20 protein-coding genes are annotated in these 25,663 nt (G+C 61.3%); 13 read left to right on the top strand and 7 right to left on the bottom strand.

All coding sequences use genetic code 11. The annotated features are described in order from the left end of the window. Positions 1-231 precede the first annotated feature (231 nt). Together YH63_RS17875 and YH63_RS17870 are read left to right on the top strand one after the other, a co-directional pair. On the top strand, positions 232-981 hold the full coding sequence (locus YH63_RS17875; protein ID WP_083992527.1) for a peroxiredoxin: 750 nt from the start codon (positions 232-234) through the stop codon (positions 979-981). 160 nt (positions 982-1,141) lie between these two features. Beyond that, a complete protein-coding gene (locus tag YH63_RS17870; protein ID WP_046826441.1) occupies positions 1,142-2,488 on the top strand; it encodes a peptidoglycan DD-metalloendopeptidase family protein in 1,347 nt (448 codons plus the stop codon). A gap of 7 nt (positions 2,489-2,495) precedes the next feature. Here the strand turns inward: YH63_RS17870 and YH63_RS17865 are convergent, their stop codons facing one another. The 4 genes from YH63_RS17865 to YH63_RS17850 form a co-directional block, all read right to left on the bottom strand. After that, a complete protein-coding gene (locus YH63_RS17865) occupies positions 2,496-3,392 on the bottom strand; it encodes a DMT family transporter (protein ID WP_246658080.1) in 897 nt (298 codons plus the stop codon). Positions 3,393-3,562: 170 nt separating this feature from the next. After that, positions 3,563-4,694 (bottom strand): peptide chain release factor 2 gene (prfB, locus tag YH63_RS17860; RefSeq protein WP_137325239.1). Its coding sequence is split into 2 segments (ribosomal slippage): positions 3,563-4,624 and positions 4,626-4,694, totalling 1,131 coding nucleotides; the frame shifts between segments, so codons are not numbered across the junction. 297 nt (positions 4,695-4,991) lie between these two features. Beyond that, positions 4,992-7,484 (bottom strand): penicillin-binding protein 1A, encoded by a 2,493-nt coding sequence (locus tag YH63_RS17855; RefSeq protein ID WP_046826444.1) that lies wholly within the window; start codon positions 7,482-7,484, stop codon positions 4,992-4,994. 195 nt (positions 7,485-7,679) lie between these two features. Next, positions 7,680-8,966 carry an N-acetylmuramoyl-L-alanine amidase gene (locus YH63_RS17850; RefSeq protein WP_046826445.1) on the bottom strand — a complete coding sequence of 429 codons (1,287 nt, stop codon included), beginning with the start codon at positions 8,964-8,966 and terminating at the stop codon, positions 7,680-7,682. 674 nt (positions 8,967-9,640) lie between these two features. On the opposite strand from YH63_RS17850, the gene YH63_RS17845 reads away from it, so the two are divergent. Beyond that, a complete protein-coding gene (locus tag YH63_RS17845) occupies positions 9,641-12,607 on the top strand; it encodes an Rne/Rng family ribonuclease (protein ID WP_046826446.1) in 2,967 nt (988 codons plus the stop codon). 81 nt (positions 12,608-12,688) lie between these two features. Here YH63_RS17845 and YH63_RS17840 read toward each other — a convergent pair whose 3' ends face one another. Then, positions 12,689-13,882: a pyridoxal phosphate-dependent aminotransferase gene (locus tag YH63_RS17840; RefSeq protein WP_046826447.1), complete on the bottom strand. Its 1,194-nt coding sequence runs from the start codon at positions 13,880-13,882 to the stop codon at positions 12,689-12,691. Positions 13,883-14,026: 144 nt separating this feature from the next. Between YH63_RS17840 and YH63_RS17835 the strand changes: the two genes are divergently transcribed. The 9 genes from YH63_RS17835 to aat all read left to right on the top strand — a co-directional run bounded on the left by YH63_RS17835 (position 14,027) and on the right by aat (position 22,799). Then, complete coding sequence (locus YH63_RS17835; RefSeq protein ID WP_046826448.1) at positions 14,027-15,469, top strand: M48 family metalloprotease; 1,443 nt, start codon at positions 14,027-14,029, stop codon at positions 15,467-15,469. 40 nt (positions 15,470-15,509) lie between these two features. Then, positions 15,510-16,274 carry a DsbA family protein gene (locus YH63_RS17830; RefSeq protein WP_046826449.1) on the top strand — a complete coding sequence of 255 codons (765 nt, stop codon included), beginning with the start codon at positions 15,510-15,512 and terminating at the stop codon, positions 16,272-16,274. 233 nt (positions 16,275-16,507) lie between these two features. Continuing rightward, positions 16,508-16,963 (top strand): type II 3-dehydroquinate dehydratase, encoded by a 456-nt coding sequence (gene aroQ / locus YH63_RS17825; protein WP_046826450.1) that lies wholly within the window; start codon positions 16,508-16,510, stop codon positions 16,961-16,963. A 35-nt stretch (positions 16,964-16,998) separates the two neighbouring features. Further along, positions 16,999-17,493, top strand: coding sequence for an acetyl-CoA carboxylase biotin carboxyl carrier protein (accB, locus tag YH63_RS17820; RefSeq protein ID WP_046826451.1), 495 nt, complete (start codon positions 16,999-17,001; stop codon positions 17,491-17,493). Between the two features lie 24 nt (positions 17,494-17,517). Next, positions 17,518-18,873, top strand: coding sequence for an acetyl-CoA carboxylase biotin carboxylase subunit (gene accC / locus YH63_RS17815; RefSeq protein ID WP_046826452.1), 1,356 nt, complete (start codon positions 17,518-17,520; stop codon positions 18,871-18,873). 151 nt (positions 18,874-19,024) lie between these two features. Beyond that, a complete protein-coding gene (locus YH63_RS17810) occupies positions 19,025-20,563 on the top strand; it encodes a sensor histidine kinase (protein WP_046826453.1) in 1,539 nt (512 codons plus the stop codon). Next, positions 20,560-20,994 (top strand): response regulator, encoded by a 435-nt coding sequence (locus YH63_RS17805; RefSeq protein ID WP_046826454.1) that lies wholly within the window; start codon positions 20,560-20,562, stop codon positions 20,992-20,994. The genes YH63_RS17810 and YH63_RS17805 overlap by 4 nt, the downstream gene beginning before the upstream one ends. A 1-nt stretch (position 20,995) precedes the next feature. Further along, on the top strand, positions 20,996-22,087 hold the full coding sequence (locus tag YH63_RS17800; protein ID WP_046826455.1) for a sensor histidine kinase: 1,092 nt from the start codon (positions 20,996-20,998) through the stop codon (positions 22,085-22,087). 37 nt (positions 22,088-22,124) lie between these two features. Then, entirely contained in the window at positions 22,125-22,799 is a 675-nt protein-coding gene (gene aat, locus YH63_RS17795; protein WP_046826456.1) for a leucyl/phenylalanyl-tRNA--protein transferase, read from the top strand. 15 nt (positions 22,800-22,814) lie between these two features. Here the strand turns inward: aat and YH63_RS17790 are convergent, their stop codons facing one another. Both YH63_RS17790 and YH63_RS17785 read right to left on the bottom strand, forming a co-directional pair. Then, positions 22,815-23,723, bottom strand: a complete 909-nt coding sequence (locus YH63_RS17790; RefSeq protein WP_170978709.1) for a DUF2155 domain-containing protein — start codon at positions 23,721-23,723, stop codon at positions 22,815-22,817. Between the two features lie 250 nt (positions 23,724-23,973). Continuing rightward, complete coding sequence (locus tag YH63_RS17785; RefSeq protein ID WP_046826457.1) at positions 23,974-24,384, bottom strand: NADH:ubiquinone oxidoreductase subunit NDUFA12; 411 nt, start codon at positions 24,382-24,384, stop codon at positions 23,974-23,976. Between the two features lie 448 nt (positions 24,385-24,832). Here YH63_RS17785 and YH63_RS17775 point away from each other — a divergent pair, with 448 nt between their 5' ends. After that, entirely contained in the window at positions 24,833-25,522 is a 690-nt protein-coding gene (locus YH63_RS17775) for a BA14K family protein (protein WP_046826458.1), read from the top strand. The last annotated feature ends 141 nt before the right edge of the window (positions 25,523-25,663 follow it).

Below are 25,663 nucleotides of genomic sequence, written 5' to 3'. Positions count from 1 at the left end.
ATTGGAGACTCGCTCCGTCGGAGTACTGCCAGACTAAAGGTCCAGTCTTAGTTTATTGTATTATCCGTCGTTCGACCGGTGGCCTGAGAGAGTCGAAAATTCAATAAAATGGCTATCCACCATACCCCGGGGACGTCAAATTTGCCCAGCCGAAGAAGTTGGCATTAGTGGTCTGGTCGCGGTTCTCGCGAATCCCAAAATACCCCGCTGAAAGCGACGAAAGGAAGGCGTATGTCCAAGAAAACGCGTAAGAAATCGTCCAAATCGAGCCCAACGGCGGGGAGCGGAAAAACCAAAACCTCCAAGCGGGTTGCCACCAGGGCAGCGGCCTCATCCGCCGCCGGTAAATCTGGCAGAAAAACCACGGCCAAACGGGGGGCGGCGAAAGCTGCGGCAACAAAAAAAACATCTGCTGCCAGCACATCGAAACGCGCCGGCGCCAAGACCGCATCGGCCAGAAAGCCTGCTGCATCCGCAACAAAGGGCAAACCGGCGACCACACCGGTCCGGATGGTGGGAACGCTTACAGAGGGCAAACCAGCGCCTGCGTTCTCCTTGCCGCGCGACGGCGGGCAACTCGTGTCGCTGAAGACCTATGCCGGGCGCAAGCTGGTGATTTTCTTCTATCCCCGCGCGGACACGCCGGGGTGCACCCTCGAAGCTGTCGCCTTCAGCCGCCTCGCCAATGCTTTCGCGGCGGCCCAAACTGCTGTTCTCGGAGTTTCGGCAGACCCGGTAACCGCGCAGGAACGATTTCGCGACAAGCACGAACTGACGGTCCCCCTTCTGTCGGATGAGACGCTCGGGATGCTGAAAGCCTATGGCGTATGGGGCGAAAAATCGATGTACGGCAAGACGTTCATGGGGATTATTCGGACAACAGTTCTGCTCGACGCCAGCGGCAAAGTCGCAAAAATCTGGCGCAACGTCAGGGTCGATGGCCATGCCGATGAGGTGCTGGCGGCGGCGCGAGTCGCCTAGCGGGACTGGCGCGTCGACGTTCGCTACCTAACCTCCCCACGCGACTTCAGATTCTGGCACCGCAACTAAGTACCGTTTTCCGAAAATTAACCATGAAAGGTTCAAATCAGCCTCTGTAAATGAGCCGTCCGGAGCCGTTCCGGCCGGCGCGGGAGTGCTGATGTCGAACCGTTCCGCCCACTATTCTGATCACCCCAAACATCACGCCCATGAGCATGCAAGGGCGCCGCAGCGACGCCCGGCGCATCATCGCCCCGATCGCAACGGCTATACGATCGTCCATCACGGCAAGGCGGTGCGATTCGGGCCGGTGGTGTTCTGGATCGTGGCCGGATCGATCGTTGTCATGGGCGCGTGGTCCGCGGCGACGGCGACCTACTTCGCTTTCCGTGACGACGTACTGACGCGGCTGATCGCACGCCAGGCCGAGATGCAGTACGCTTACGAAGACCGCATCGCGGAACTACGCGCACGTGTCGATCGCACCACCAGTCGCCAGTTGCTCGATCAGGAGCAATACGATCAGAAGCTCAACCAGATCATGCGGCGGCAGGCGCTGCTTGAATCGCGCGCCGCGGCACTCAACGCCATGCCTGACACCGCTCCGACCGGCTCGATCAAGCCGACCTCGCGGGGGCCACAGTCGACCGACGCCGGCACGACGACAGGAATGCCCAAGCCGTCACCGATCAACGACACCGTGATCTTCGTCACGCCGCCGGATCGCGAGGCCCGGCTCGAATCGCGGACGCCAGCAGTCGCCCAGCCGCGCACGGAGTTTGCGAAAACTCAGGGCGTCGACAGCGTGTTGTCGAACCTGCAGACAGCGCTCGACAAGGTCGAGGGCCGCCAGACTGCTACACTCAGCTCCGTCGAAGGCAGTTACGAGTCACGAATGCGCCGCATGCGAGGCGTGATCACCGATCTCGGCCTCGATATGGCGCAACTGGAAGCTGCTACCCCGAAAGGCGGCGTGGGCGGACCATTCGTACCCGCAAAGCCCGGGTCGGATGCCGGCGCGTTCGAACGGCAGCTCTACCGCATCAACCTCACCCGCGCGCAGGTGGACAAGCTGACGCGCACGTTGTCGCTGGTGCCCTACCGGAAGCCGGTTGTGGGCAACGTCGAATTCTCGTCCGGCTTTGGCGTGCGTAGCGATCCGTTCCTCGGCCGTCCGGCGATGCACACCGGCCTCGATTTCCGCGGCTCGACCGGCGATCCGGTGCGCGCCACCGCGAACGGCAAGATCGTCACTGCAGGATGGAGCGGCGGCTACGGCCGCCTGGTGGAGATTGATCACGGCAACGGCCTGTCGACGCGCTATGGGCATCTGTCGGAGATCAACGTCAAAGTCGGCCAGCATGTCACGATCGGCCATGTGATCGGCGCGGTCGGCTCGACCGGCCGGTCAACGGGTCCTCACCTTCATTATGAAACGCGTATCGACGGCGATGCGGTGGACCCGCAGAAATTCCTTCGCGCGGGCGTTCGCCTGACGCAGGGTTAGTTTCAGTTCAGGCAATTCCGGACCGGCGGAACAGGCGAAAGACGCGCCCATCCATCACCAGCAGCGCGCTCGCGATAACGAGTGCGCCAACGATTTCACGTGCCTCGATCCTCTCGCCCAGGAAGAAATAGCCCAGCAGAATTGCGCTGACGGGAACAAGAAGCGTCACCAGCATCACGTTGCTCGCGCCGGAGCGCGTGACGATCTGAAAAAAAAGAATAAACGCCAGCGCGGTGGAGAGTGACGCAATACCGAGTATGGCCAGCCATGTGACCAATCCCGGCATTTGCAACTGCCAGGGGCGATCGAAGATGCTGGCCAGAACCGCCATCATCAGACTTGCCGAGATCAGTTGAAACGTTGCGGCCCCGATCGGCGGAGTGCCGGCCAGCTTCCGCGTTGCCCACAGCGCGGAGAACCCGAAACTGATCGTGGCCCCAAGGCAGAGCGCGATACCGATGCTCTGGTTCGAACTGATGTCAAAGTCATACCCTTTCAGGATGATGACGCCGCACAGGCCGAGCAGCACGCCCGCAACGCGCCGGAGGATGAGATTCTCCTCCCCGAACGCCGCTGCGACCAGAACAGTGAAAACCGGCGTCGTTGCGTTCAGAACCGATGCCATCCCGCTCGGAATGTAGGTCTGCGCCATGACGAGCAGTGAAAAGGGGATCACATTGTTGATTAGCGCCATCACCGCAAAGGGGCGCCATCCCGCGACACCGGCTGGAAGCCGGATTCCATTGACCCAGAGCAGCGGCAGCAGGATCAACGTCGCAATCGACAGCCGCAGGAACACCAGTGTCAGCGGCGGCAATTCCTTCAGCGCCACGCCGGTAAAGAAGAACGTGCCGCCCCAGAGAACCGACAGCAGGACAAGCCGCGACCAATCGCGCTCGTCCATTCGCAATTCAGTGTCGGGAAGTCTCTCTTGCACGATCGTCATGGCGCAAGGAGTACGCGGCGCTCGGGCGCAAAACCACCCGCTTCCCGACAACCCGGTTCTGCGTCTGGAGCGTTTTCAAGCGAGGTGGACACCGGCTCATGTAACGAAAACGCTACACATCAAGGACTCTAGTCGACGTCCTCGATCGCGCCCGGCGTGGTGCCGAATGCCTTCTGCGCCAATGTCGCCGCCATGAAATCATCGAGATCGCCGTCGAGCACGCCCGACGTATCGGACGTCTGCACACCGGTGCGCAGATCCTTCACCATCTGATACGGCTGCAACACATAAGATCTGATCTGATGCCCCCAGCCGATGTCGGTCTTGGCGGCCTGATCGGCTGCGGCTTTCTCTTCGCGCTTCTTCAATTCAATTTCGTAGAGCCGCGCGCGCAGCATGTCCCATGCTTGCGCCTTGTTCTTATGTTGTGAACGGCCCGCCTGACAGACCACGGCCACGCCGGTCGGAATATGCGTCAAACGCACCGCGGATTCGGTCTTGTTGACGTGCTGGCCGCCGGCGCCACCTGAACGCATCGTGTCGACACGAACATCGGACTCCGCAATATCGATCTTGATCGAATTATCAACCACCGGAAAAATCGCCACGCTCGAAAACGACGTGTGCCGGCGCGCGTTCGAATCGTAAGGCGATATCCGCACCAACCGGTGCACGCCCGCCTCCGTCTTCAACCAGCCATAGGCATTGTGGCCGCTAATCTGGACCGTTGCAGACTTGATGCCGGCTTCTTCACCCTGCGTTTCTTCCAGATACTCGACCTTGAAGCCGCGCTTCTCCGCCCAGCGCGTATACATGCGCAGCAGCATCGAGGCCCAGTCCTGGCTCTCCGTGCCACCCGCACCGGCATGGACTTCAAGATAGGAATTGAACTTGTCCGCTTCGCCGGACAGCAGGGCTTCCAGCTCCTGACGCGCAACATCCTTCTTCAGAGCCTTGAGCGCATTCTCAGCTTCGAGAACAACGCCCTCGTCGTTCTCGGACTCGCCAAGCTCGATCATGCCGATCTGGTCTTCGAGCTCGCGCTCGATCTTGCCGATACCGGTGAGCTGCCCCTCAAGCGCGGTCCGCTCCTGCATCAGCTTCTGGGCTTTCTGCGGATCGTTCCAGAGATTGGGGTCTTCAGCGAGGGCGTTCAGTTCGGCGAGGCGCGCCGTTGCAGCATCGACGTCAAAGATGCCTCCTCAGCAGCCCGACTGACTGCTTGATCTCTTCGACTAACCGTTCGATTTCGGGGCGCATGACAATTCCAGCTAGTGTGGTGGTTCGCAAGTCCGCATCATTCCCGCAGTGTGATCCGCATGCGGACTTGCGAACCAAGACCACACTAGAATCATAATTGCTAGTGTCCTTTCGAATCCGAAGTTCGCCAAAGAGCGTGCGGCAGAATGAAGCGAACTTCGGATTCGGGACACTAGCGGCTGAGCCGCGATTCAAGGACGTGAGGGATGTAACGGCTGACGGCGGCCAGCGCAACTTTATAGGATCGCGTATTCTGATCGCAAAACCGGTACCCACTTTTGCGGAATACGCTTCGCGCTAATAGAGACCGCCGGTCCCCGGCCGGAAGATCGCGCGGTCCGCGTCGGGAGAGATCCCCGGCGAGCGCCCGTCCGCATCAGCCACGCCGATCACCGAGTAGTTATCGGGCGGTGCCGTGCCCGGCTTGAAGGCCTCGAGGATGGTCCTGCCGCCGTCGCCCGGTCCAGCGCGCATGCCGGACTTGGCATCCACACGGATCAGCTTGATTCCGGCGGGCACGCGGAACGGAACCGCCTGCTTGTCGGCAAGCGCGAGCTTCATGAAGTCTTTGACAACCGGCGCGGCCAGATGACCGCCGGTACCGCCTCTGCCGAGGTTCCTTGGCTTGTCGTAGCCGATGTAAACGCCGACAACGAGATCCGGCGAGAAGCCGATGAACCACGCGTCCTTTTCATCGTTGGTCGTGCCGGTCTTGCCCGCGATCGGCTTGCCGACCTCTCGCAAGACGGTTGCGGTGCCGCTCTGCACGACGCCTTCCATCATCGACGTGATCTGGTAGGCGGTCATCGAATCCAGCACCTGCTCGCGCCGGTCGACCAGTGACGGTTCCGGCTGGTTCTTCCAGCCCTCGCCCGCATCGCAGCCCCTGCACTCACGTTGATCGTGCTTGAAGATGGTGTGGCCGTAGCGGTCCTGAATACGATCGATCAGCGTCGGCTTTACCCGCTTGCCGCCGTTGGCGAACATCGAATAGGCGGTCACCATGCGCATCACCGTCGTCTCGCCCGCGCCAAGCGCGTAAGATAGATAGTTCGGCAGTTCATCGTAAATGCCGAAGCGTTTGGCGTATTCGCCGATCAGCGGCATGCCGACATCCTGCGCGAGGCGTACCGTCACCGTATTCAGCGACCTGATCAGCGCGTTCCGCAGCGTGGTCGGTCCGTAATACTTGCCGGTCGAGTAGTTTTCCGGACGCCAGACACCGGCTCCCTGCCCCTGATCAATTTCGATCGGCGCGTCCACGACAACCGTTGACGGCGTGTAACCGTTGTCCATCGCGGTCGAGTACACGATCGGCTTGAACGACGAGCCCGGCTGACGATAGGCTTGGGTCGCGCGGTTGAACTGACTCTGGTCGAACGAGAAGCCGCCGACCATGGCGACGACGCGGCCGGTCCACGGATCCATCGCAACCATCGCGCCCGAAACTTCCGGTGTCTGACGGAGCCGATACTGCCCCTCGACCTTGTTGCCATCCTTGTCCAGCAGCGGATCGACATAGATCACGTCGCCCGGTGCAAGCACCTGCGTCACGGCGGTCGGCGTCTTGAACCGTGTCGGACCTGCCGCCGCCTTCGCCCACCGCACGCCGTCCAGCGAAATCAAACCGGTTTCGCGCGTCTTGGAAACCGCGCCGCCAAGTTCACGCCCGGGCTGAAAGCCGACACGCGCCGACTGGTCGCTGGTCTCGAGCACCACCGCCATCCGCCACGGCGAGATATCGGAGAGCGATTTAACCTCGGCGAGTTTCACGCCCCAATCGCCGCCAACATCGATCTTGTGGGGCGCGCCGCGCCAGCCCTGGGCCTCGTCGAATTTGACCAGCCCGGCCACCATCGACTTGCGGGCCATAATCTGAAGTTTGGGATCGAGCGAGGTGCGCACCGAAAGGCCACCTTCATAGAGCTTCTTCTCGCCGTAACGCTCGAAGATGTCGCGGCGGACTTCTTCCGCAAAATACTCGCCCGCAAAAATGTGTGCCGCGTTGGAGCGCGACGTCACGATCATTGGCTCCTTGCGGGCAGCGACAGCGTCGGCTTGCTTGATCCAGCCGTTCTCAACCAACCGGTCAATGACGTAGTTTCGGCGTTCGATGGCACGATCACGATTGCGGACCGGATGAAGGCTCGACGGCGCCTTCGGCAACGCCGCCAGATACGCGGCTTCCGCGATGGTGAGTTCGTTCACTGACTTGTCGAAATAGACCAGCGACGCAGCGGCAATGCCGTAAGCGCTCAAGCCGAGGTAGATTTCATTGAGATAAAGTTCGAGAATCTTGTCCTTGGTGTAGGTGCGCTCGATGCGCATTGCCAACAGCGCTTCCTTGATCTTGCGATCGAAGGAGACTTCGTTGGTCAGCAGGAAGTTTTTCGCGACCTGCTGGGTGATCGTGGACGCCCCCTGCGGGCGGCGGTTGGAGCCATAGTTCTGCGCGTAGAGCACTGCGGCGCGGGCCATGCCCATGAAATCGATGCCGCCATGTTCGTAAAAATTCTTGTCTTCCGCCGCGAGGAACGCGTTGATGACCGGCTTCGGAATCGCCTGGATCGGTAGATAAAGCCGGCGCTCCTTGGAGTATTCGCCAAGCAGCGATCCGTCCGCAGCATGAACGCGCGTCATCACTGCCGGCTCATAGTCCTGCAACTGGGAATAGTCCGGCAGGTCCTTTGAGAAATGCCAGATCAATCCCGCAGCAGCGGCGACGCCGACGAGGAACACGATCGTTCCAGCCGCGAACAGAAAGCCCATGAACCGCAAGAGCAAGCGCATCGTCAGTATCCGTCCTTAAGCGTCTGGCGCGATCACCCGCGGTAAACGACCGGGCTTCCGAACCGAACTATACCATTCGCCATTCGCGCGTGGATCGATTCTCGTCTCTTCCCAACCCAAATTTCTATAGAGCCGCCGCTGTGGCCAAACTAGGGCCTCGGCGACAATTGCCCTGCGAATTCAAGCCGAAGGCGCTTATTTCGAAGACCCTGCGGAAATCACACGCTTTCCCAGAAACGCATCGACGGCCTGCGCGACGGAACCGACCGTACGCGACCGCCAGCTTTCAGAGACCAGATGCTGGAGATCGTCCTTGTTGGACACGTAGCCGAGCTCGACCAACACCGAGGGAACGTCGTGCGCCTTGAGGACCTTGAAGCCAGCCGACTTCAGCGGATGCTTGTGCATCCGGGCGACGGTCTTCATCTCGTTGACGAGGGTTCGCGCAAATCGGTTTGAAAACGCTCGTGTCTCGCGCTGGGTGAGCTCGATCAGGATATCCGCCACTTCCGCCGGCTCTTCGGTCAGATTGATGCCCGCGATGGCGTCCGCCTTGTTTTCCGCCTCGGCCAGCTTCTCGGCTTCCGCGTCGGAGGCGCGATCCGAGAGCGTGTAGACGGTTGCGCCCTGCGCGTCGCCTTCCCGCTTGGGCAGCGCATCGGCGTGAATCGAGACGAACAGCGATGCCATGTTGGTGCGGGCGATCTTCACGCGCTCGCCGAGCGGGATGAAGGTATCGTCATCGCGTGTCATGACGACCCGGAATTTGCCGCCCTTCTCGATCCTGTCCCGCAGCGCTTTGGCGAAATCCAGCACGAGCGTCTTTTCAGCCTCACCGGTCGCCGCCTGAGTTCCGTTGTCGACGCCGCCGTGACCGGGATCGATCACGATAACCGGGCGGGGATCGGCGGCTTTGCCGGCCCCAGTCGCGCCGGTCATTTCCACCGCGGCGCCCGAGGCATCGGCGACAATCGCCGGACGCAGTTGGAGTTTTTCGTCGCTCGCGTGCGAAACCTTGAAGGCAGAGCGTTCCACGGCGGCCAGTTCGACGACGAGCCGCGGCGGCTGCCCGTTAGCGGCATCAATGACGTAGGCCTTCTCGATTTTCGCCGGGCCTGTCAGGTCGAATACCACCCGAGACCCGCCCGGCATCACGAGACCATAACGGAATGCGCGGATCAGCCCGCGCCCTGTCGCCCCTGTGCCGGCAGGAAAGTCGAAGGTGACCTGAGGAATATCCACCACAACGCGATACGGATCGCCGAGCACAAAGGCCCCCACGTCGATCTTGCGGTCGAGATCGAGAATGAATCGGGTCTGCTTGTTATCGCCCGCCACGCGCACGCCGGAGGCGATTGGAAAGGCTGGTGCAACCGTCGGCTGTGGCGACTGAGATTCGACTGCTCTGGCGGCGGGAATCGCCAGGCACGACAATGCTGCGGCGCACACAAGGGCGGCCACCAACAATGCGCGATATTTCATGTAGTTTGTCACCAAATCCGCAGCTCCGGACACCTCATACCGCAATAGAACCGCACAGTTAACGACGGCTTACCGGGCAAAGAACGATTAAGACGCTGTGTTGCAGCGTTGTGACGCTTCGCTTGCCAGAAACCACTGTTCGACGTATGTATGAGGGGCTGACGGTTTAAACTTCCGGTTGTGTCGCGTTCAGCTTCCCGGTGCAGCGCCAGTTCCTCATAGTTCAATCAGAGGTTCCAGCGTACCTTCCGACCCTCCACAGCCAGCGCAGTGCGCGGCTGACACGGAGCGGCGGTTACCAGCCCGAGCGGCTACCCTCATAACCGGCAACCGCTGCTGCAAGGCAGCGGACATCCAGAACCAGCGCGAACCCGCTGGCGACGTCGGCGGCAGGATACGGCGGCACCTTTGCCGCCCATTGAATTAGACGGGCCGACGCTTGATGCGCCAGACTCTATTGCCGAACGGGATCTGTAATAAAATCCCATCAATGCCAGCATCGATACGACGCGAATCTTTTCCGCGTCGCGTTTCGCTGACGTTGCGATCGGCACGGTGCTTCGGGCGGCGTTTTGGCCTTCCCCTCACCCCCGAATCAGGTGAACCGTTACGTGACCCGGCTACGCGCCTAGCGCTGCCCGCCGAACGTGCCGTTCGCCGTCAAGAGCTCAAAAATGCCCAACAAAATGTTGATCGATGCCACCCATCCGGAAGAGACCCGGGTGGTCGTGGTCCGCGGCAATCGCGTCGAGGAATTTGATTTCGAGTCTGCCCAGCGCAAGCAACTGCGCGGCAATATCTATCTCGCCAAGGTCACGCGCGTAGAGCCGTCGCTGCAGGCTGCCTTCATCGAGTACGGCGGCAATCGTCACGGCTTTCTTGCCTTCAGCGAAATCCATCCGGACTACTATCAGATCCCGGTTGCCGATCGTCAGGCCCTGATCGAGGCCGACGAGCGCGCGCACCGCGAAGCCGAGGAAGAAACGGAAAACCGGTCCAACCGCCGCCGGTCCCGTCATCGCAGTTCGCGACGCCGCAACAGCGGCGAGCGCGTGCAAAGCGAGATTGTCGAGGGCGCAAGCTCCGAGACTGAGGGCCTGACGCAGGCGGATACGGCGCAAGTCGGCGATCACGCGCCTGACCATCCGCATGATGCAGAGGCTGCACATCACGATGAACACGGTCTCGGCGAGCACGAGCATGGCGAGCACAGCCGTGATCAGCGCAACCATGGCGATCGCGCCGATGACGATCACGCTGCACACGCCCATGACGATCATCTACATGAGATTGAACAAGCTGCTGCGCCCTTAGCTCAAGACGCGCCCAGCACATCTGCCAGCGACCAAGCTGAAGCGGCTCACGATCATTCTCACGACGACCACGCGCATGACGATCAACCGCATGAGCATCATGCGCATGACGACTCTCATGACACCGACGCCGCTTCGCGCGGCGACGATCGTCAGGACGAACACCACGCCGACGATGCTGACGACGAAGAAGAAGAAGACGATGCCGAAGAGGAAGTCGTCGAGTCGGTCGGTGGCGACGACGTGCTGGAAGAAGTGCCGGAACGCGCCTTCCGTCCACGCCGTCAGTACAAGATTCAGGAAGTCATCAAGCGCCGCCAGGTGATGCTGGTTCAGGTCGTGAAGGAAGAACGCGGCAACAAGGGCGCTGCGCTGACGACCTATCTCTCGCTCGCAGGCCGCTACGCCGTCCTGATGCCCAACACCGCACGCGGCGGCGGCATCAGCCGCAAGATTACCTCGGCGCAGGACCGCAACCGCCTGAAGGACGTGGTGCAGGATCTCGACGTGCCGGAGGGCATGGGGATCATTCTGCGCACCGCGGGCGCTTCGCGCACCAAGCCCGAGATCAAGCGCGACTTCGAATACCTGATCCGGATGTGGGAAACCGTCCGCGACACCACGCTGAAGTCACAGGCCCCCACCCTCGTTTACGAGGAAGGTTCGCTGATCAAGCGCTCGCTGCGCGATCTCTACAACAAGGAAATCGACGAGGTCCTCGTCGCCGGCGAGTCCGGCTTCACCGAGGCGCGCGATTTCATGAAAATGCTGATGCCGACCAATGTGCGGTCGGTGAAGCAATATCGCGACGGCCAGCCGCTATTCTCGCGCATGGGCGTCGAGAGCCAGCTCGACGCGATGTTCTCGCCGACGGTCACTTTGCGGTCTGGCGGTTACATCGTCATCAACCAGACCGAAGCGCTGGTCTCGATTGACGTGAACTCGGGCCGCTCCACCCGCGAGCACCACATTGAGGACACCGCGCTCAAGACCAATCTTGAAGCCGCCGAGGAAGTCGCACGGCAGCTCCGGTTGCGCGACCTCGCCGGTCTGATCGTCATCGACTTCATCGATATGGACGAGAAGCGGAACAACCGCTCCGTCGAGCGCAAGCTCAGCGACTGCCTGCGGCAGGACCGCGCCCGCATTCAGGTCGGCCGCATCTCCCATTTCGGCCTGCTGGAAATGTCGCGCCAGCGCATCCGCGCCAGCGTGCTGGAAAGCTCGACCGAACCGTGCCCACATTGCGGCGGCAGCGGCCACGTCCGTTCGGTTTCGTCCGTCGCGCTGCAATTGCTGCGCGGCCTCGAAGAAACCCTGATGAAGGGCCCCACCCACAACCTCACGGTGCGCACGCGTACCGACGTGGCGCTCTACGTCCTTAATCACAAGCGCGGTCACCTGCGCGATCTGGAAAGCAGCTTCAAGGTCACGCTGGCGGTCATCGCCGACGGGACGATCAGCGGCCAGCAATCCTTCGTGATCGATCGTGGCGAAGCCGTGCATACGCTCGAGGCCGCCAAGGCGATCCTTGCCGCGCAGCTCGCCGCGTCCCCGGCTGCGGCCGAGGATACCTACGACTACGAAGACGACGAAACGTTTGAAGCCGAAGCCGAGTTCGAAGGCGACGAAGAAGCCGAAGGCACGGAAGCTCAGTCCGCTGACGCCGGTGCCGTTGCAGAAGGCGAAGAAGGTCCGCGCCGCAAGCGTCGCCGCCGTCGACGTGGCCGTGGTGAGGGGCGTGAAGGTGCTGCTCCCGCTGATCAGAACGCCGCTCAGGGATCTGTAACGCAGGCTGAGGCCACGGACGACGATAGCGAAGAAGGTGACGACGAGCAGGAAGATCAGAGCGGCGAACAGCGCGCCGACCAGGCAAACGGCGAGCGCCGTCCGCGCCGCCGTGGCCGTCGCGGTGGCCGCCGCCGCCGTGGAGGCAACGAAGCCGGCGAAGGTGCTCAGCCCGGCGAGGGAATCGTCTCTACGATTGCCGACGACTTCGGACCGTTGCCTGAATCCGAATCCGCTGAAGCGGTTGCCGATCTGTCGGCGCCGGCAGAGCCGGTCCGCGAGGAACGCCCTGCTCCTGCACCGGCGCCCGAACCCGTATCCCATCACATCTCGACGCCGGAAGACGTCGAGGCCGCTCCGCGCAAGCGATCGACCGTCCGCGAGAAGGTGAGCTTCTTCTTCGGAGAGACGCCGAAAACCGAGCAGGAGCCGACTCCTGTTCAGACGCCGGCATCGTCGAGCGAGCCAACGCCTTCCGAACCGCAGAGTGAGCCCTCCTCACCGCGTCGCGCGGGCTGGTGGTCACGCCGCGGCGAGTAGCATCCAGACCGTCGTCAAAAATGAAACCGCCCGCTTCACAGCGGGCGGTTTTTTACTGCAGCCTTGTTGCCATGCGGCCGATCAGCCCTTGGTCAGCCAGCGCGTAATCCGCGCCACCGCTTCGGAGATTTCCTGCGTCGAGCGCGAGTAGGAAAAGCGCACGAACGACTTTCCGTGAAACGGATCGAAATCCACACCCGGCGTCGCCGCCACATGCGCCTGCTGCAGCATCGCCTTGGCGAACTCGAAACTGTCGGAATTGAATTTCGACACATCCGCGTAAAGATAGAACGCACCGTCCACCGGCAGGAATTCCGTCAAGCCGACTTTAGGCAGACCATCGATCAGGATACGGCGGTTCTCTTCATAACCGTGCTTGATCACATCCATCTCGGCGCAGCCGTCGAACGCGGCTTCGGCCGCGATCTGCGACAGTGTCGGCACCGAAATCGACAGGTTCTGCTGCAGCGTTTCAACGGAACGTACCAATCCCTCGGGCACGACGATCCAGCCCACACGCCAGCCGGTCATACAGAAGTACTTCGAGAACGAATTGATAATGATCGCCTCGGACGACAACTGCGCCGCCGTCACCGCCGGGAATGCGTAGTCGAGGCCGTGATAGATCTCATCCGAAATGAACCGGATACCCGCGCTGTCCGCCGCGGCGATCAGATCGGTCATCGCCTCGCGGGTCATCATGGTGCCGGTCGGATTGGCGGGGCTGGCAACCAGCACGCCTTTGAGCGGTGTCTTCCGATGAGCCTCCAGCAGCATTTCGCCAGTGAGTGCGTGCCGTGTGGCGCTGGTGGTTTCGATCAAGACCGGTTCGCATCCAAGCGCACGCAGAATATGACGATATGGCGGATAGCCCGGCGACGTGATGGCGACCCTGTCGCCCGGCTCGAACGCAGACAGGAACGCGAGAACGAAGGCCCCCGATGAGCCTGTGGTGATCACGATGCGGGCGGGATCCACATCCTGCGCGTAGGTTTCGCGGTAGTGGCGCGATATTCGCTTACGCAGTGAAGGAATACCGATGGCAGCGGTGTAGTCGATCTTGCCTACATCGAGCGCCGCGCGGGCGGCGGCGATGGCGGTCTGAGGCGCAGGCGCCGCCGGCTGCCCGACCTCCATGTGAACCACATTACCGCCCTCAGCCTCTATTTTGGCCGCGGCCGCCATCACATCCATCACCATGAACGGCGGAACATTGCCGCGGCTGGAGGGCTTCAAAAGGCTTTTTGCCTTGTCTCTGAGTGTCACATCGAGCATGAAATCTGCTGTTCCCCGGTGTGGCGACATGCGAGGAAAGCATGCGGCGCCGTGCCGTTCTACCGCCGCATTCGGCGGCTTGTTAGACCTTGATTTTAGCACCCTACAGGCCGCCGCTCCATTGCCAAGCTCGCTGACCAAGCCATGACAAATGTCCCCTTGACCGTGCCAGCCGAACGCTCGTCCGTCCGCGCACCCATCACCGGATGGTTCCGTTTCGGGCAATCGTTCGCGCGACGCGCGACTGCGATCGTCACGACGGCGGCATTGCTCGTCGCGTCATGGCCGGTTCATGCGCAACAGAGAGGCGGCGGTGGCCTTCCGCTGCTGCGCGACACCGAAACCGAGCAACTCCTGCGCGACTATACCCGCCCGATCCTGCGCGCGGCAGGACTCGAGAAGCACAACATTCAGGTCGTCATCATCAACGAGTCGTCGTTCAACGCTTTCGTTGCCGACGGCCGCCGAATTTTCGTCAACTACGGCGCATTGCGCGAGTCCGATACGCCCAACCAGATCATCGGCGTGCTTGCGCACGAAACGGGGCATCTGGCCGGCGGACATCTTTCGAAGCTACGCGAGCAGATTTCCCGCGCGCAAACACAGATGATCATCGCCATGCTGCTCGGCCTGGGCGCAGCGGTGGCCGGTGCACGTTCGGGCGCCGGAAGCGCCGGTGCCGCTGCGGTCGCAGCACCTCAGGCCGCCATCATGCGCACCATGCTGTCCTATCAAAGGCAGCAGGAGGAAAACGCCGACAAGGCCGGCGTGAAATTTCTCAACGCCACCGGCCAGTCGGCCAAGGGCATGTATGAGACATTCAAGCGCTTCTCGGAGCAAAGCCTGTACGCATCCCGCGGCGCCGATCCCTACAACATGTCTCACCCGATGCCCGCCGAGCGCGTCAGGGCGCTGGAAGAACTGGCGAAGTCGAGTCCGTATTGGGACAAGAAAGACGATGCAGCTCTGCAGCTCCGCCACGACATGATGCGCGCCAAGGTATCCGGCTTCATGGAACGCGCGGATACCGTGAATCGCCGCTATCCGGCCTCGAACGACAGCCTGCCCGCGCGCTATGCCCGCGCCATCGCCACCTATCGTCATGGGGACCTGCGCAGCGCCCAGTCCCAGATCGACGCCTTGATCCGCGTGCAGCCCAACAATCCTTACTTTTATGAACTGAAGGGTCAGGCTCTGCTCGAAGGCGGCAAGCCGGTCGAGGCCATCGCGCCCCTGCGCAAGGCGGTGCAGCTGTCCAACAACGCACCGCTCATCGAGATGTTACTTGGCCAGGCCTTCGTGGCATCCGAGAATAAGGCCTACGCTGAGGAGGCCATCAAGATTCTGCGTGCAGCGCTGATACGGGAGCCCGAGGCAGCGCTTGGATATACGCAGCTCGCAATGGCGTACGGCCGCAAGGGCGACTATGCGGAAGCCGATCTCGCCTCGGCCCAGGCAGCCTTTCTACGCGGAGACCAGAAAACGGCGCGAGACCTCGCCTCGCGCGCGAAGACGAGATTCGCCATCGGCACGCCCGGTTGGGTCAAGGCCGACGATATCGTTAATACGAAGCCGATAAAGAATTGAACTCCGGCGTTGCCGGTCCAAACCGTCCGAAGGGATACTCATGTTCTCGCTCCGCTCTCTTGCTCCCCTCGCCTTCGCACTGGTGCTGGGTCTGCCTGCCGCGTCGCATGCGCAGTCATTTAACGACGCCCAACGCAGCGAGATTCAAAAAATCATCAAGGACTATCTCGTGGCGAATCCGGAGTTGCTTGAGGAGATGTCCGCAGAGTTGCAGAAGCGACAGGCTGTGGCAGAAGCCGAAAAGCATCGCGCCGCCGTCCAGAAAAATGCGGACACGATTTTCAAGTCGCCGCGTGGCGTCGTTGTCGGCAACCGCGATGGCGACGTGAATTTCGTCGAATTTTTCGACTACAATTGCGGCTACTGCAAACACGCTATGGTCGACATGCTCGCGCTGATGAAATCGGATCCGAAGCTGCGCGTCGTGCTGAAGGAGTTCCCGGTGCTCGGGCCAAGTTCAGTCGAAGCCGCCCAGGTCGGGATCGCGGTCCGCATGCAGGATCCAACCGGCAAGAAGTATCTCGATTTCCACCAGAAGCTGCTGAACGGACGCGGACAGGCGGACAAGGCCCGCGCCATGGCAGCGGCCAAGGACGCCGGCGCCGACATGGCCAAGCTCGAAAAGGACATGACCAGCCCCGAAATCAGCGCGACGCTCAATGAGAACTTCAAGCTCGCAGAGGAGATGGGTCTCAACGGGACACCAAGCTACGTGATCGGAAAAGATGTCGTGGTCGGCGCGGTCGGCGCGGCAGGCCTGGCCAAGAAAATCTCCGAGGCCCGTTGCGGCAAGGCGACCTGCTAGGCCCAACCGGCCCATAGGTCTGGGGGTATCGGAAGACCGCCGGGAATATCCGTTAATATTGGTTAACCAACGATTTCCGGGCCTTCTATCGGGCTTTTCGGGTGATTTCTGAACCATTTGGCAGGGGACGGCGAAGCCGATCAGGCTTCCCTCCCGGCCTCATGTTGCCTATAAACCGGCCGAAGCCGCGCGCGCCGCATCATTTCGCCGACATTGCTGGGTTTGGTTTTCGGATGGCAAAGACGATCTACGTGCTCAACGGGCCGAACCTCAATCTGCTCGGCACCCGCGAGCCGGAGACCTATGGCCATCACACGCTGGCCGACGTGGAAAAGCTTTGCCACGACAGCGCCGCCCTTTACGGCCTCACGGCGGATTGCCGGCAGTCGAACCGCGAGGGCGAACTGATCGATTTCGTCCACGAGGCCGGTGCCAAGAAGGCTGCCGGTATCATCATCAACGCGGGCGGTTACTCCCATACCTCGATCGCGCTTCACGATGCGCTGATCGCGGTCAAGCTCCCGACGATTGAAGTTCACGTATCCAACATCTACGCGCGCGAACCCTTTCGTCACCACTCCTTCGTCGCATCGGCAGCCGTGGCAACGCTGTGCGGCTTCGGAATTGACGGCTATCGCCTCGCTATCAGCGGCCTCGCCGCCAAGATCGGCGCCAAGGCAAAAGCCTGATCCTGTTTGTCAGTTAAGAAAGCTCCGGATTTCACATGGCCGCTTCGCCGAAAGAACCATCTGCTCCCAAAGAAAAGCCAGCCGACGAGCGCGAGCTCATTCGCGAGCTGGCAATGCTGCTCGACGAAACCAATCTCACGGAAATCGAGATCGAGCGCGCCGGATTGCGCCTGCGGGTTGCACGTAACATCAGCATCGCGGCAGCCGCACCCGTCTCTTATCACCCCGCGCCCGTCGCGGCGGCTCCGGCATCCGCACCTGTTGCGGCGGCGACGTCCGCCGACATCTCGAAGCATCCCGGTGCGGTTCCCTCGCCGATGGTCGGCACGGCCTATCTTGCGTCGGAGCCTGGCGCGAAGCCGTTCATCGACGTCGGCAGCAAGGTCAAGGTCGGCGATACGCTCATCATCATCGAAGCGATGAAGACGATGAACCAGATCCCGTCGACGCGCGCCGGCACCGTCACGCAAATCCTCGTCGAAGACGGCCAGCCCGTCGAATTCGGCGAACCGCTCGTCATCATTGAATAATCGTTCTCACCGTCAGGCGCTGCGATGTTCGACAAGATCCTGATTGCCAATCGCGGCGAGATTGCATTGCGCGTGCTGCGCGCTTGCAAGGAACTCGGCATCGCGACTGTTGCCGTGCATTCGACTGCGGATGCAAACGCAATGCATGTCCGGCTTGCCGACGAGAGCGTCTGCATCGGACCGCCGCCCGCCAAGGACAGTTATCTGAACGTGCCGGCGCTGCTCGCAGCGTGCGAAATCACCGGCGCCGATGCGGTTCATCCGGGCTACGGCTTCCTGTCGGAAAATGCGCGGTTCGCTGAAATTCTGGCCGACCACAATCTGCACTTCATCGGCCCAAAGGCCGAACACATCCGCCTGATGGGCGACAAGATCGAAGCTAAGAAAACCGCGCAACGCCTCGGCATTCCCGTGGTGCCCGGCTCGGACGGTGGCGTTGGTCCTGGTGACGATGCCATGGCCATCGCCAAGAAGATCGGGTTTCCCGTGCTGGTGAAGGCTGCCGCCGGCGGCGGCGGACGCGGCATGAAGGTCGCTCCGACCGAAGCTGATCTGTTGCTCGCGCTATCAACCGCCAGCAACGAAGCCAAGGCCGCGTTCGGCGACGGATCGGTCTATCTGGAAAAGTATCTCGGCAAGCCTCGCCACATCGAGATTCAGATTCTCGGCGATGGACGCGGCGGCGCGATCCATCTCGGCGAGCGCGATTGTTCTCTCCAGCGCCGTCACCAGAAGGTGTGGGAAGAAGGCCCCTCACCGATCCTGAACGCAGCCGCGCGCGCCAAGATCGGCGAGACCTGCGCCAAGGCGATGCGCGAGATGCAGTATCTCGGCGTCGGCACCATCGAATTCCTCTACGAGGATGGCGAGTTCTATTTCATCGAAATGAACACACGCATCCAGGTCGAGCATCCGGTGACCGAGATGATCACCGGCATCGACCTGGTGATCGAGCAGATCCGTGTTGCCGCCGGCGGCGATCTGCCCTGCACGCAGGACGAGATCGTCATCAACGGCCACGCGATCGAATGCCGGGTCAATGCCGAAAATCCGGTGTCCTTCCGCCCCTCGCCGGGCAAGATACTGCAATACCATCCGCCCGGTGGACTGGGCGTGCGGATCGATTCAGCAGTGTATCAGGGTTATGTCATTCCGCCGTATTACGACTCGCTGGTGGGCAAGCTCATTGTCCACGGCAAGACCCGTGGCGAGTGCCTGATGCGGCTACGGCGCGCTCTGGACGAGATGGTGGTGGACGGCGTCGAAACCACGCTGCCGCTGTTCCGCGGGCTGGTGCGCGAGCCCAGCATCATCGACGGCGACTACCACATCCACTGGCTCGAACATTATCTCGCAGCCGGCGACACCAAGTCGTCCTGAGCCGATATTGCCCGCACCCAAATTTCGGTTCCAGCGATGGAACTAAATTCCTATTTGCGCGTGATCCCGCAACTGAGCTATTTATCGGTTTCAGGGGTAGCACATTGAAATTTCATAGATTTCTCCATTCCGGCAGCTCCGCAGGGCCAACGTGACACAGGACGCGGCCCGTCGGCGCACGCTCTGGCAGATTGCCCTGCTCTCCGCGGGCTTTCTGGTGCTGGTCGCGATCAGCATCACGTCGATCATTCTGGTGAACAGGGTGCGCGACGACAGCAAGTGGGTGGTTCATACCGTCGAAGTTGAAAGTCAGATATCGACAGTTCTGCTGGAAATCCGGCGCGCTGAAAGCGCGGCTCGCGGCTATCTGCTGACATCCCAACCAAAGTTTTTGACCGAGCATGAAACGGCGGTCAAACGCATTCCGCCCAGTGTCGATGCACTTGCGAAGTTGACCACCGACAGCCCCGCTCAAATCGAAAACAGCAAGCAACTACGCACAGCTGTGGAGTTGCGGCTGGCCGAATTTGTGAAAGCTATCGACTATGTAAAGCGAGATGATATCCCCGGCGGCATTGCGATGTTACGCGATGGCAGCAGCGCTGTCGTTCAACGCGTCGTTGAAGTCGCCGCCGCGATGAGCGCCGAGGAAGATCGCCTTTTACAACTGCGAACTGCAGCGGCGGATCGCAGCCAGACGCTATCAGCGGTTGTCACCACAGCCGGTTCAGGGCTGGTGCTTCTTCTGGCCGGCGCCTCGATCTTTCTGGTGCGCCGCTCGACGCAGGCACGCGATGAAGCCGAGCAGCAATTGCGTGACAACAACCTTTATCTCGAAGCGACCGTCGAAACGCGAACCGCCGATCTTCGCGAAGCCAATGAAGAGATACAGCGCTTCGCCTATATTGTAAGCCACGACCTGCGCTCGCCGCTCGTCAACATCATGGGCTTCACGAGCGAGCTCGAAGAGCTGCGCACCGACATCTTCACCCGTATCGCAAAATACAGCCGGGCCGCAGCTATAACCTCCGTAGCTCCCGAGCCTATCGGCGATGCGAATCCCGCCGATGCGCCGGAACTCCAGGCAGAGGACAAACAGCTCTCTCAGGATTTTTCCGAAGCGCTCGGCTTTATCAAGTCGTCAATCGGCAAGATGGATCGACTGATCTCGGCAATTCTCAATCTGACCCGCGAAGGCCGTCGCGATTTTCATCCCGTGGAGATCGACGCAAGAGAGTTGATCGAGACGATTATATCGTCGACTGCTCACCAGGCATCTGAATCCAATACGCAAATACGCGTCGAACCGCTGCCGGGTGTCGTCAGCGACCGCCTTGCATTGGAACAAATCTTCTCCAACCTGATTGACAATGCTCTCAAATATCTCAAGCCAGGCACGCCAGGCGACATCCTGATCAAGGGCCGCCAGAAGCTCGGTTTCGTTGTCTTCGAGATCATCGATAATGGCCGCGGTATCGATCCAAAAGATCACTCCCGTATTTTTGACCTGTTTCGCCGGGCGGGCCTTCAGGATCGTCAGGGCCAGGGCATCGGGCTTGCCCACGTCCGCGCACTGGTGCGCCGTTTGGGTGGCACCATCAATGTTTCGTCAGAGCTTCACGAGGGCAGTACTTTTACAGTTACCCTGCCCGCACGATGGAATTTTGGAACTCAAGGAAAAGAAGTATGAGTCTGCCAGTCAAAATTATCATGATCGAGGATGACGAAGGTCATGCTCGTCTGATCGAACGCAACATTCGCCGTTCCGGCGTCAACAACGAGATCGTGCCATTCACCAACGGAACCGACGCGGTGAAGTACCTGTTCGGCACGGATGGATCTGGCGAAGAGCATAAGGATCAGGCGCTGTTGATCTTGCTCGACTTGAACCTGCCCGACATGACCGGGATCGATATTCTCAAGCGGATAAAGGAAAACAGTCACGTCAAATGCGCGCCGGTTGTGGTGCTAACAACCACGGACGACGAACAGGAAATCAAGCGCTGCTACGAGCTCGGCTGCAACGTCTACATCACAAAGCCGGTGAATTACGAAAATTTCGCCAACGCCATTCGGCAGTTGGGCCTCTTCTTTTCAGTCATCAAGGTTCCATCCGCCTAACATGAAACCGGAAACACCACTCCTCCTGTACATCGACGACGATGCCGATCTCGCGCGGCTGGTCGAGCGCGGATTGAAGCGGCAAGGATATGCCGTGGAGCACGCCTCAGATGGTACGAGCGGTCTTGCACGCATTAGGCAAGGCGGGATCGATGTGGTCGCACTCGATCAGCACATGCCTGGCCTCGACGGGCTCGAGACACTCGCTGAAATCCAGAAGATTTCCGATGCACCGCCAGTCATTTTTGTAACCGCATCACAGGATAGCAAGATTGCGATCACTGCGTTGAAGGCTGGCGCTTCGGACTATCTGGTGAAGGATACACAGGGAGAATTTCTCGCGCTACTCGACGTGGCAGCCAGGGGTGCCGTGGAGCAGGCCCTGGTCCGAAAGGCGCGCGACGATGCCGAAGCGGAAGTTCATGCTTCGCGTGATCGCTACGCTGCGCTGGCGGCGGAACGCGAGGTTCTGCTGCGCGAGGTGAACCACCGCGTCGGCAACAGTTTGCAGATCATCGCGTCGTTGCTGCATCTTCAAGCGAATTCAAGTACCGACGAAGACGTGAAGGCCGCGCTGACCAACGCAATGGGCCGCGTCGCTGCCGTCGCGCAGGTGCATCGCCGCCTTTACACATCGCAGGATCTGAAGACGGTCATGCTCAATCAGTATCTCGAGGCGTTGCTCGAAGATCTGCGCCGTTCCGCGGAAGGCAACCGGATGTCGCGGCTGACGCTGAAGGCGGAGCCGGTTGAGATCGACCCGGACCGCGCGGTGGCGATCGGCATCATCGTCAACGAGCTGGTGATGAATGCGGTCAAATACGCTTATCCGGATGGAGCCGGCCCTATTCACGTCGAGCTTCGATCGCGCGACGGCGGCCTGGAGTTGTCGATTTCCGACGACGGCGTCGGGTTGCAAGTGAAGCAGAATCCCCAATCCACCGGCATGGGCCAGCGCATCGTCAGCGCCATGGCGATCAAGCTCGACACCAAGGCAGAACGCGACCCGGCGCATCCTGGAACACGTATCGTCTTGCACCTGAAGAACACGGCCCAAACCCACGTTCGACAGCCCGCCCCCGGGATGGCTTGACGGTCGCGGAAGCGGATACATTTTGCTACAGTTGCGCATGAGTTCGCGCGACACCGCACCTTCCGAAATTACCCCCAGTGTCCTGCTGCGAGCCTATGCCTGCGGCATTTTCCCGATGTCGGAAAGCGCCGACGACCCGACCATTTTCTGGGTTGAACCCGAAAAGCGCGGCATTATCCCGCTTGATGGCTTTCGCGTCGCATCTCGCCTGGCGCGGACCGTTCGGGCCGACACCTTCCGCGTCACGGTCAATACTGCTTTCAAGCAAACCATCGCCGGTTGCGCCGCGCCGCAGCGGGGCCGCGATGACACCTGGATCAATGGCCGCATCCGCGATCTCTACACGTCGCTGCACGAGATCGGTCATTGCCACAGCGTCGAAGCATGGCGCGGCGATCACCTGGTGGGCGGACTGTATGGCGTCAGCCTCGGCCGCGCATTCTTCGGCGAAAGCATGTTTCACACCGAGCGCGACGCATCCAAGGTGGCACTCGTCCATCTCGTGGCCCGCCTGCTGGCCGGAGGCTTCGTGCTGCTCGATACGCAATTCGTGACGGACCACCTGCGCACCTTCGGCGCTGTCGAAGTTCCGCGGCGGCGTTATCGCATGCTGCTCGATGAAGCCGTGACCGGGCATGGCGACTTCTTCGCGCTTCCCGCCAGCCGGCCGGTCACCGGCGCGGAAGCGCTGGCGTGCCTGACGCAAACCTAGCTTGCACGAAAGGCGTTATCGCTGGAACGGCGGGAATGGATTGGGCGGCGGCAAGGGCCGCTGCACGGCCGGCTGCTTCGCCGGACGCTTTGGCTGCTGCTGAGGCGGCGGAGGCGGCGCGGCTTTCGGCGCCTCCTGCTGCGCAACGGTTGCTGCCGGACCTTTGCAGTCGGTCAGCCAGATATCGTAAATCGGGTGCTCGACGCCGTGCAGACCCGGACTGGCCGCGAACATCCAGCCTGAAAATATCCGCTTCACCTCACCCTGCAACGTGATCTCATCGACCTCGACGAACGCGTCGGTGTTGGCCGCTTCTGTCGATGGTCGCGTGTAACAGGCCTGTGGCTTGACGCGCAGCGCGCCGAACTGAACGGTCTCACCCATGTCGGCATCGAACTTGATGATGCGGCCGGTGATCTTGTCGAGGCCCGCAAAGACCGCCTGCTTGTTGACGATCTTCTGCGCCGGCGGCTCCGTCACGACCTCGTCGCCCGGCTGCAAGGTCGCAGGCGACGGCGGCGCACCGCGCGGCTGTTTCTGCCCCGGCGGCAACCCCGGCAACGGATTGGCTGGAGGCACGGTCGCGACGTTTGGCGTGCCTTGTCCGGGCACTGCGGGCTGTCTTGGAGCAGCGGCCGTTCCTGGCGGTGGAGGCAACGGCTGTGTTTGAACGTTGCCGGGCGGCGGTACGCCCTGCCCCGGTGGCGGACGGTTGGGGGTCGGAAGCAGGCGGCCCTGCGGCGGCAGATCAGGGACTTCCTCTTCTTCCGGCTCCTGTATCGGCTCCCCGCGCTGGATATTGGCGGGCGGCCGCGGTCTGTCGGAAAAGATGTTGCCGATCTGCGCGTGAACGGGCGACGCAAGCGACACCAGCGATGTCGCGATCAAGGCTGCGAATGAAAAGGTGGTGATGGTTCGGAACATCTTGCGCGACTTTACACGAGCACGACGCCAAGAGGTGCGAAGCGGTTTCCGGAAAACATCGTGCTCCACACCTGTCGGAACGATCACGGTCATGATCTTAAGCTGATCCGGCCCCATTATGCGATTCAATCGAATCGGCTGCACGCCATTCTACAGATAATGGGCCTTGCGCAGGTCTTCGGTTAACACGCCGAATACGGCGGGGAAAGGGCGGGCCGTCCGCGCTACATTAAGGGCGTTGGAGCTGGCGTTACTGCCCGGGCGTCCACGGCTGATAGTCACCGGTGGCCTTGGGCCGGCGGCCGCTGGCAAGCGTCGAACCCGAAGGGCGATAGGCTGCAGGCGTCCCGGTCATGTTGGGGCGGTGCGGCTTTTCCCACTCGCGGGGCTTGTAATCGATCTCGGTCGGCGGCGTGTCCACGGTGTGGTGCAACCAGCCGTGCCACGCCGGTGGAACGCGCGTCGCTTCGGCATATCCGTTGTAGATCACCCAGCGGCGTTCGAAGCCCAGTGTCGGGTCGATCTTGCCGCCGCGCGTACGGTAGTAGGTGTTGCCGCCCTCGTCCTGTCCGACCAGTTCGCCAAATCGGCGAGTCCAGAGCTGCGTGCCGAAGGTCGACCCGCTCCACCACGTGAAAAAACGCAGGAAAAACAGCTTCATGGCGCGAATCCGAACTGGGCGCGGGTGGCCGCGCGAGAGCTGTTTGATGCCACCGGGCGGGCCAATTGTCCAGCACCAACAGCAACTTGGTGGAAGGACCACACGGTCGAACTGCGCATTACTCAGCGCGCGCAGCGCGCCTGCCGCATGGGATTTGCGCTGCGAGATACAGGAAAAGCTGATCGCCTTCCTGCAGGAAGAATACCCCGGCGCCCTGCCCCGAACGCGCCAGGAATTCGTTCATCGTGAAACAACGCATGACACTGAACTGTCGCCACACGCAACTGGCATCGGGCGTCGCGCATAAGTGATGGAGCAACATGGTTTGGTCGCAATCCGTTCATGCTGCATTGGGGTGATGTCTGGGACCGTGACGTGAAACTTCGAAAGGACGGAACGACTGACTTTCCTGTCCGTTCTTTCGTCAAGTTCACTCGGAGTGCGAACAATGATCAATCTCAAGATTATCGGCGCAGCAGCGCTACTCGCAGTCGCACCGGCGATTGCGTCGTCAACCGCGGATGCGCAAGGCGGTAGAGGTGGAGGCGGCGGCGGCGGCATGTCTCGCGGCGGCGGCGGTGGCGGTGCCATCGGTGGAGGCGGCGGCTTTCGCGGTGGTGGCGGCGGTGCTGCCATCGGTGGTGGTGGCTTCCGTGGCGGCGGTGCGGCGATAGGTGGCGGCGGTTTCCGTGGCGGTGGTGCTGCGATGGGCGGCGGTGGCTTCCGCGGCGGTGGCAACTTTGCCGGCCGCGCGGCAATCGCTGGCGCCGGAGCCGGCGCTCTTGCCTCAGGCCCGGCATTCGCCGGACGGCCCGTAGCGCAGCTCGGAGGCGGACGTCCGGTTGCCCAGCTTGGTAGCGGATGGAGTGGCCACAGACACCACGGTCACAGGCACCATCGTCATTGGCGCCCGGGTTACGGCTTCGGCGCCGGGCTGGCTCTCGGTGCATTGAGCTCGTCTTATTATTACAACAGCCCGTACTATTACGATGACTCGTATGCCTATGCGCCGGTTTATGAGGAGTATGCAGCAGTGCCGGGCGGCGATGACGCTTACTGCTCGCAGCGCTACAAGTCCTACGATCCGGCATCCGGGACGTACCTTGGCTATGACGGCCAGCGGCACCCCTGCCCGTAAGCTGCCGCTCCACGCTTCGGGGCGTGTTCCGGATTTGGAACCGCCCCAGAAGCGCCTGAATCCAAACGAACATTATTGTCCTCTGAGTGAGGCCGCGCATTCCGCGCGGCTTCTCGATGCAGAGTGATCGATGCGGGCTTG

The organism is Afipia massiliensis, from assembly GCF_001006325.2.
In the GTDB taxonomy this organism is placed as follows: domain Bacteria; phylum Pseudomonadota; class Alphaproteobacteria; order Rhizobiales; family Xanthobacteraceae; genus Afipia; species Afipia massiliensis_A.
This window is presented reverse-complemented; position numbering and strand designations above follow the sequence as displayed.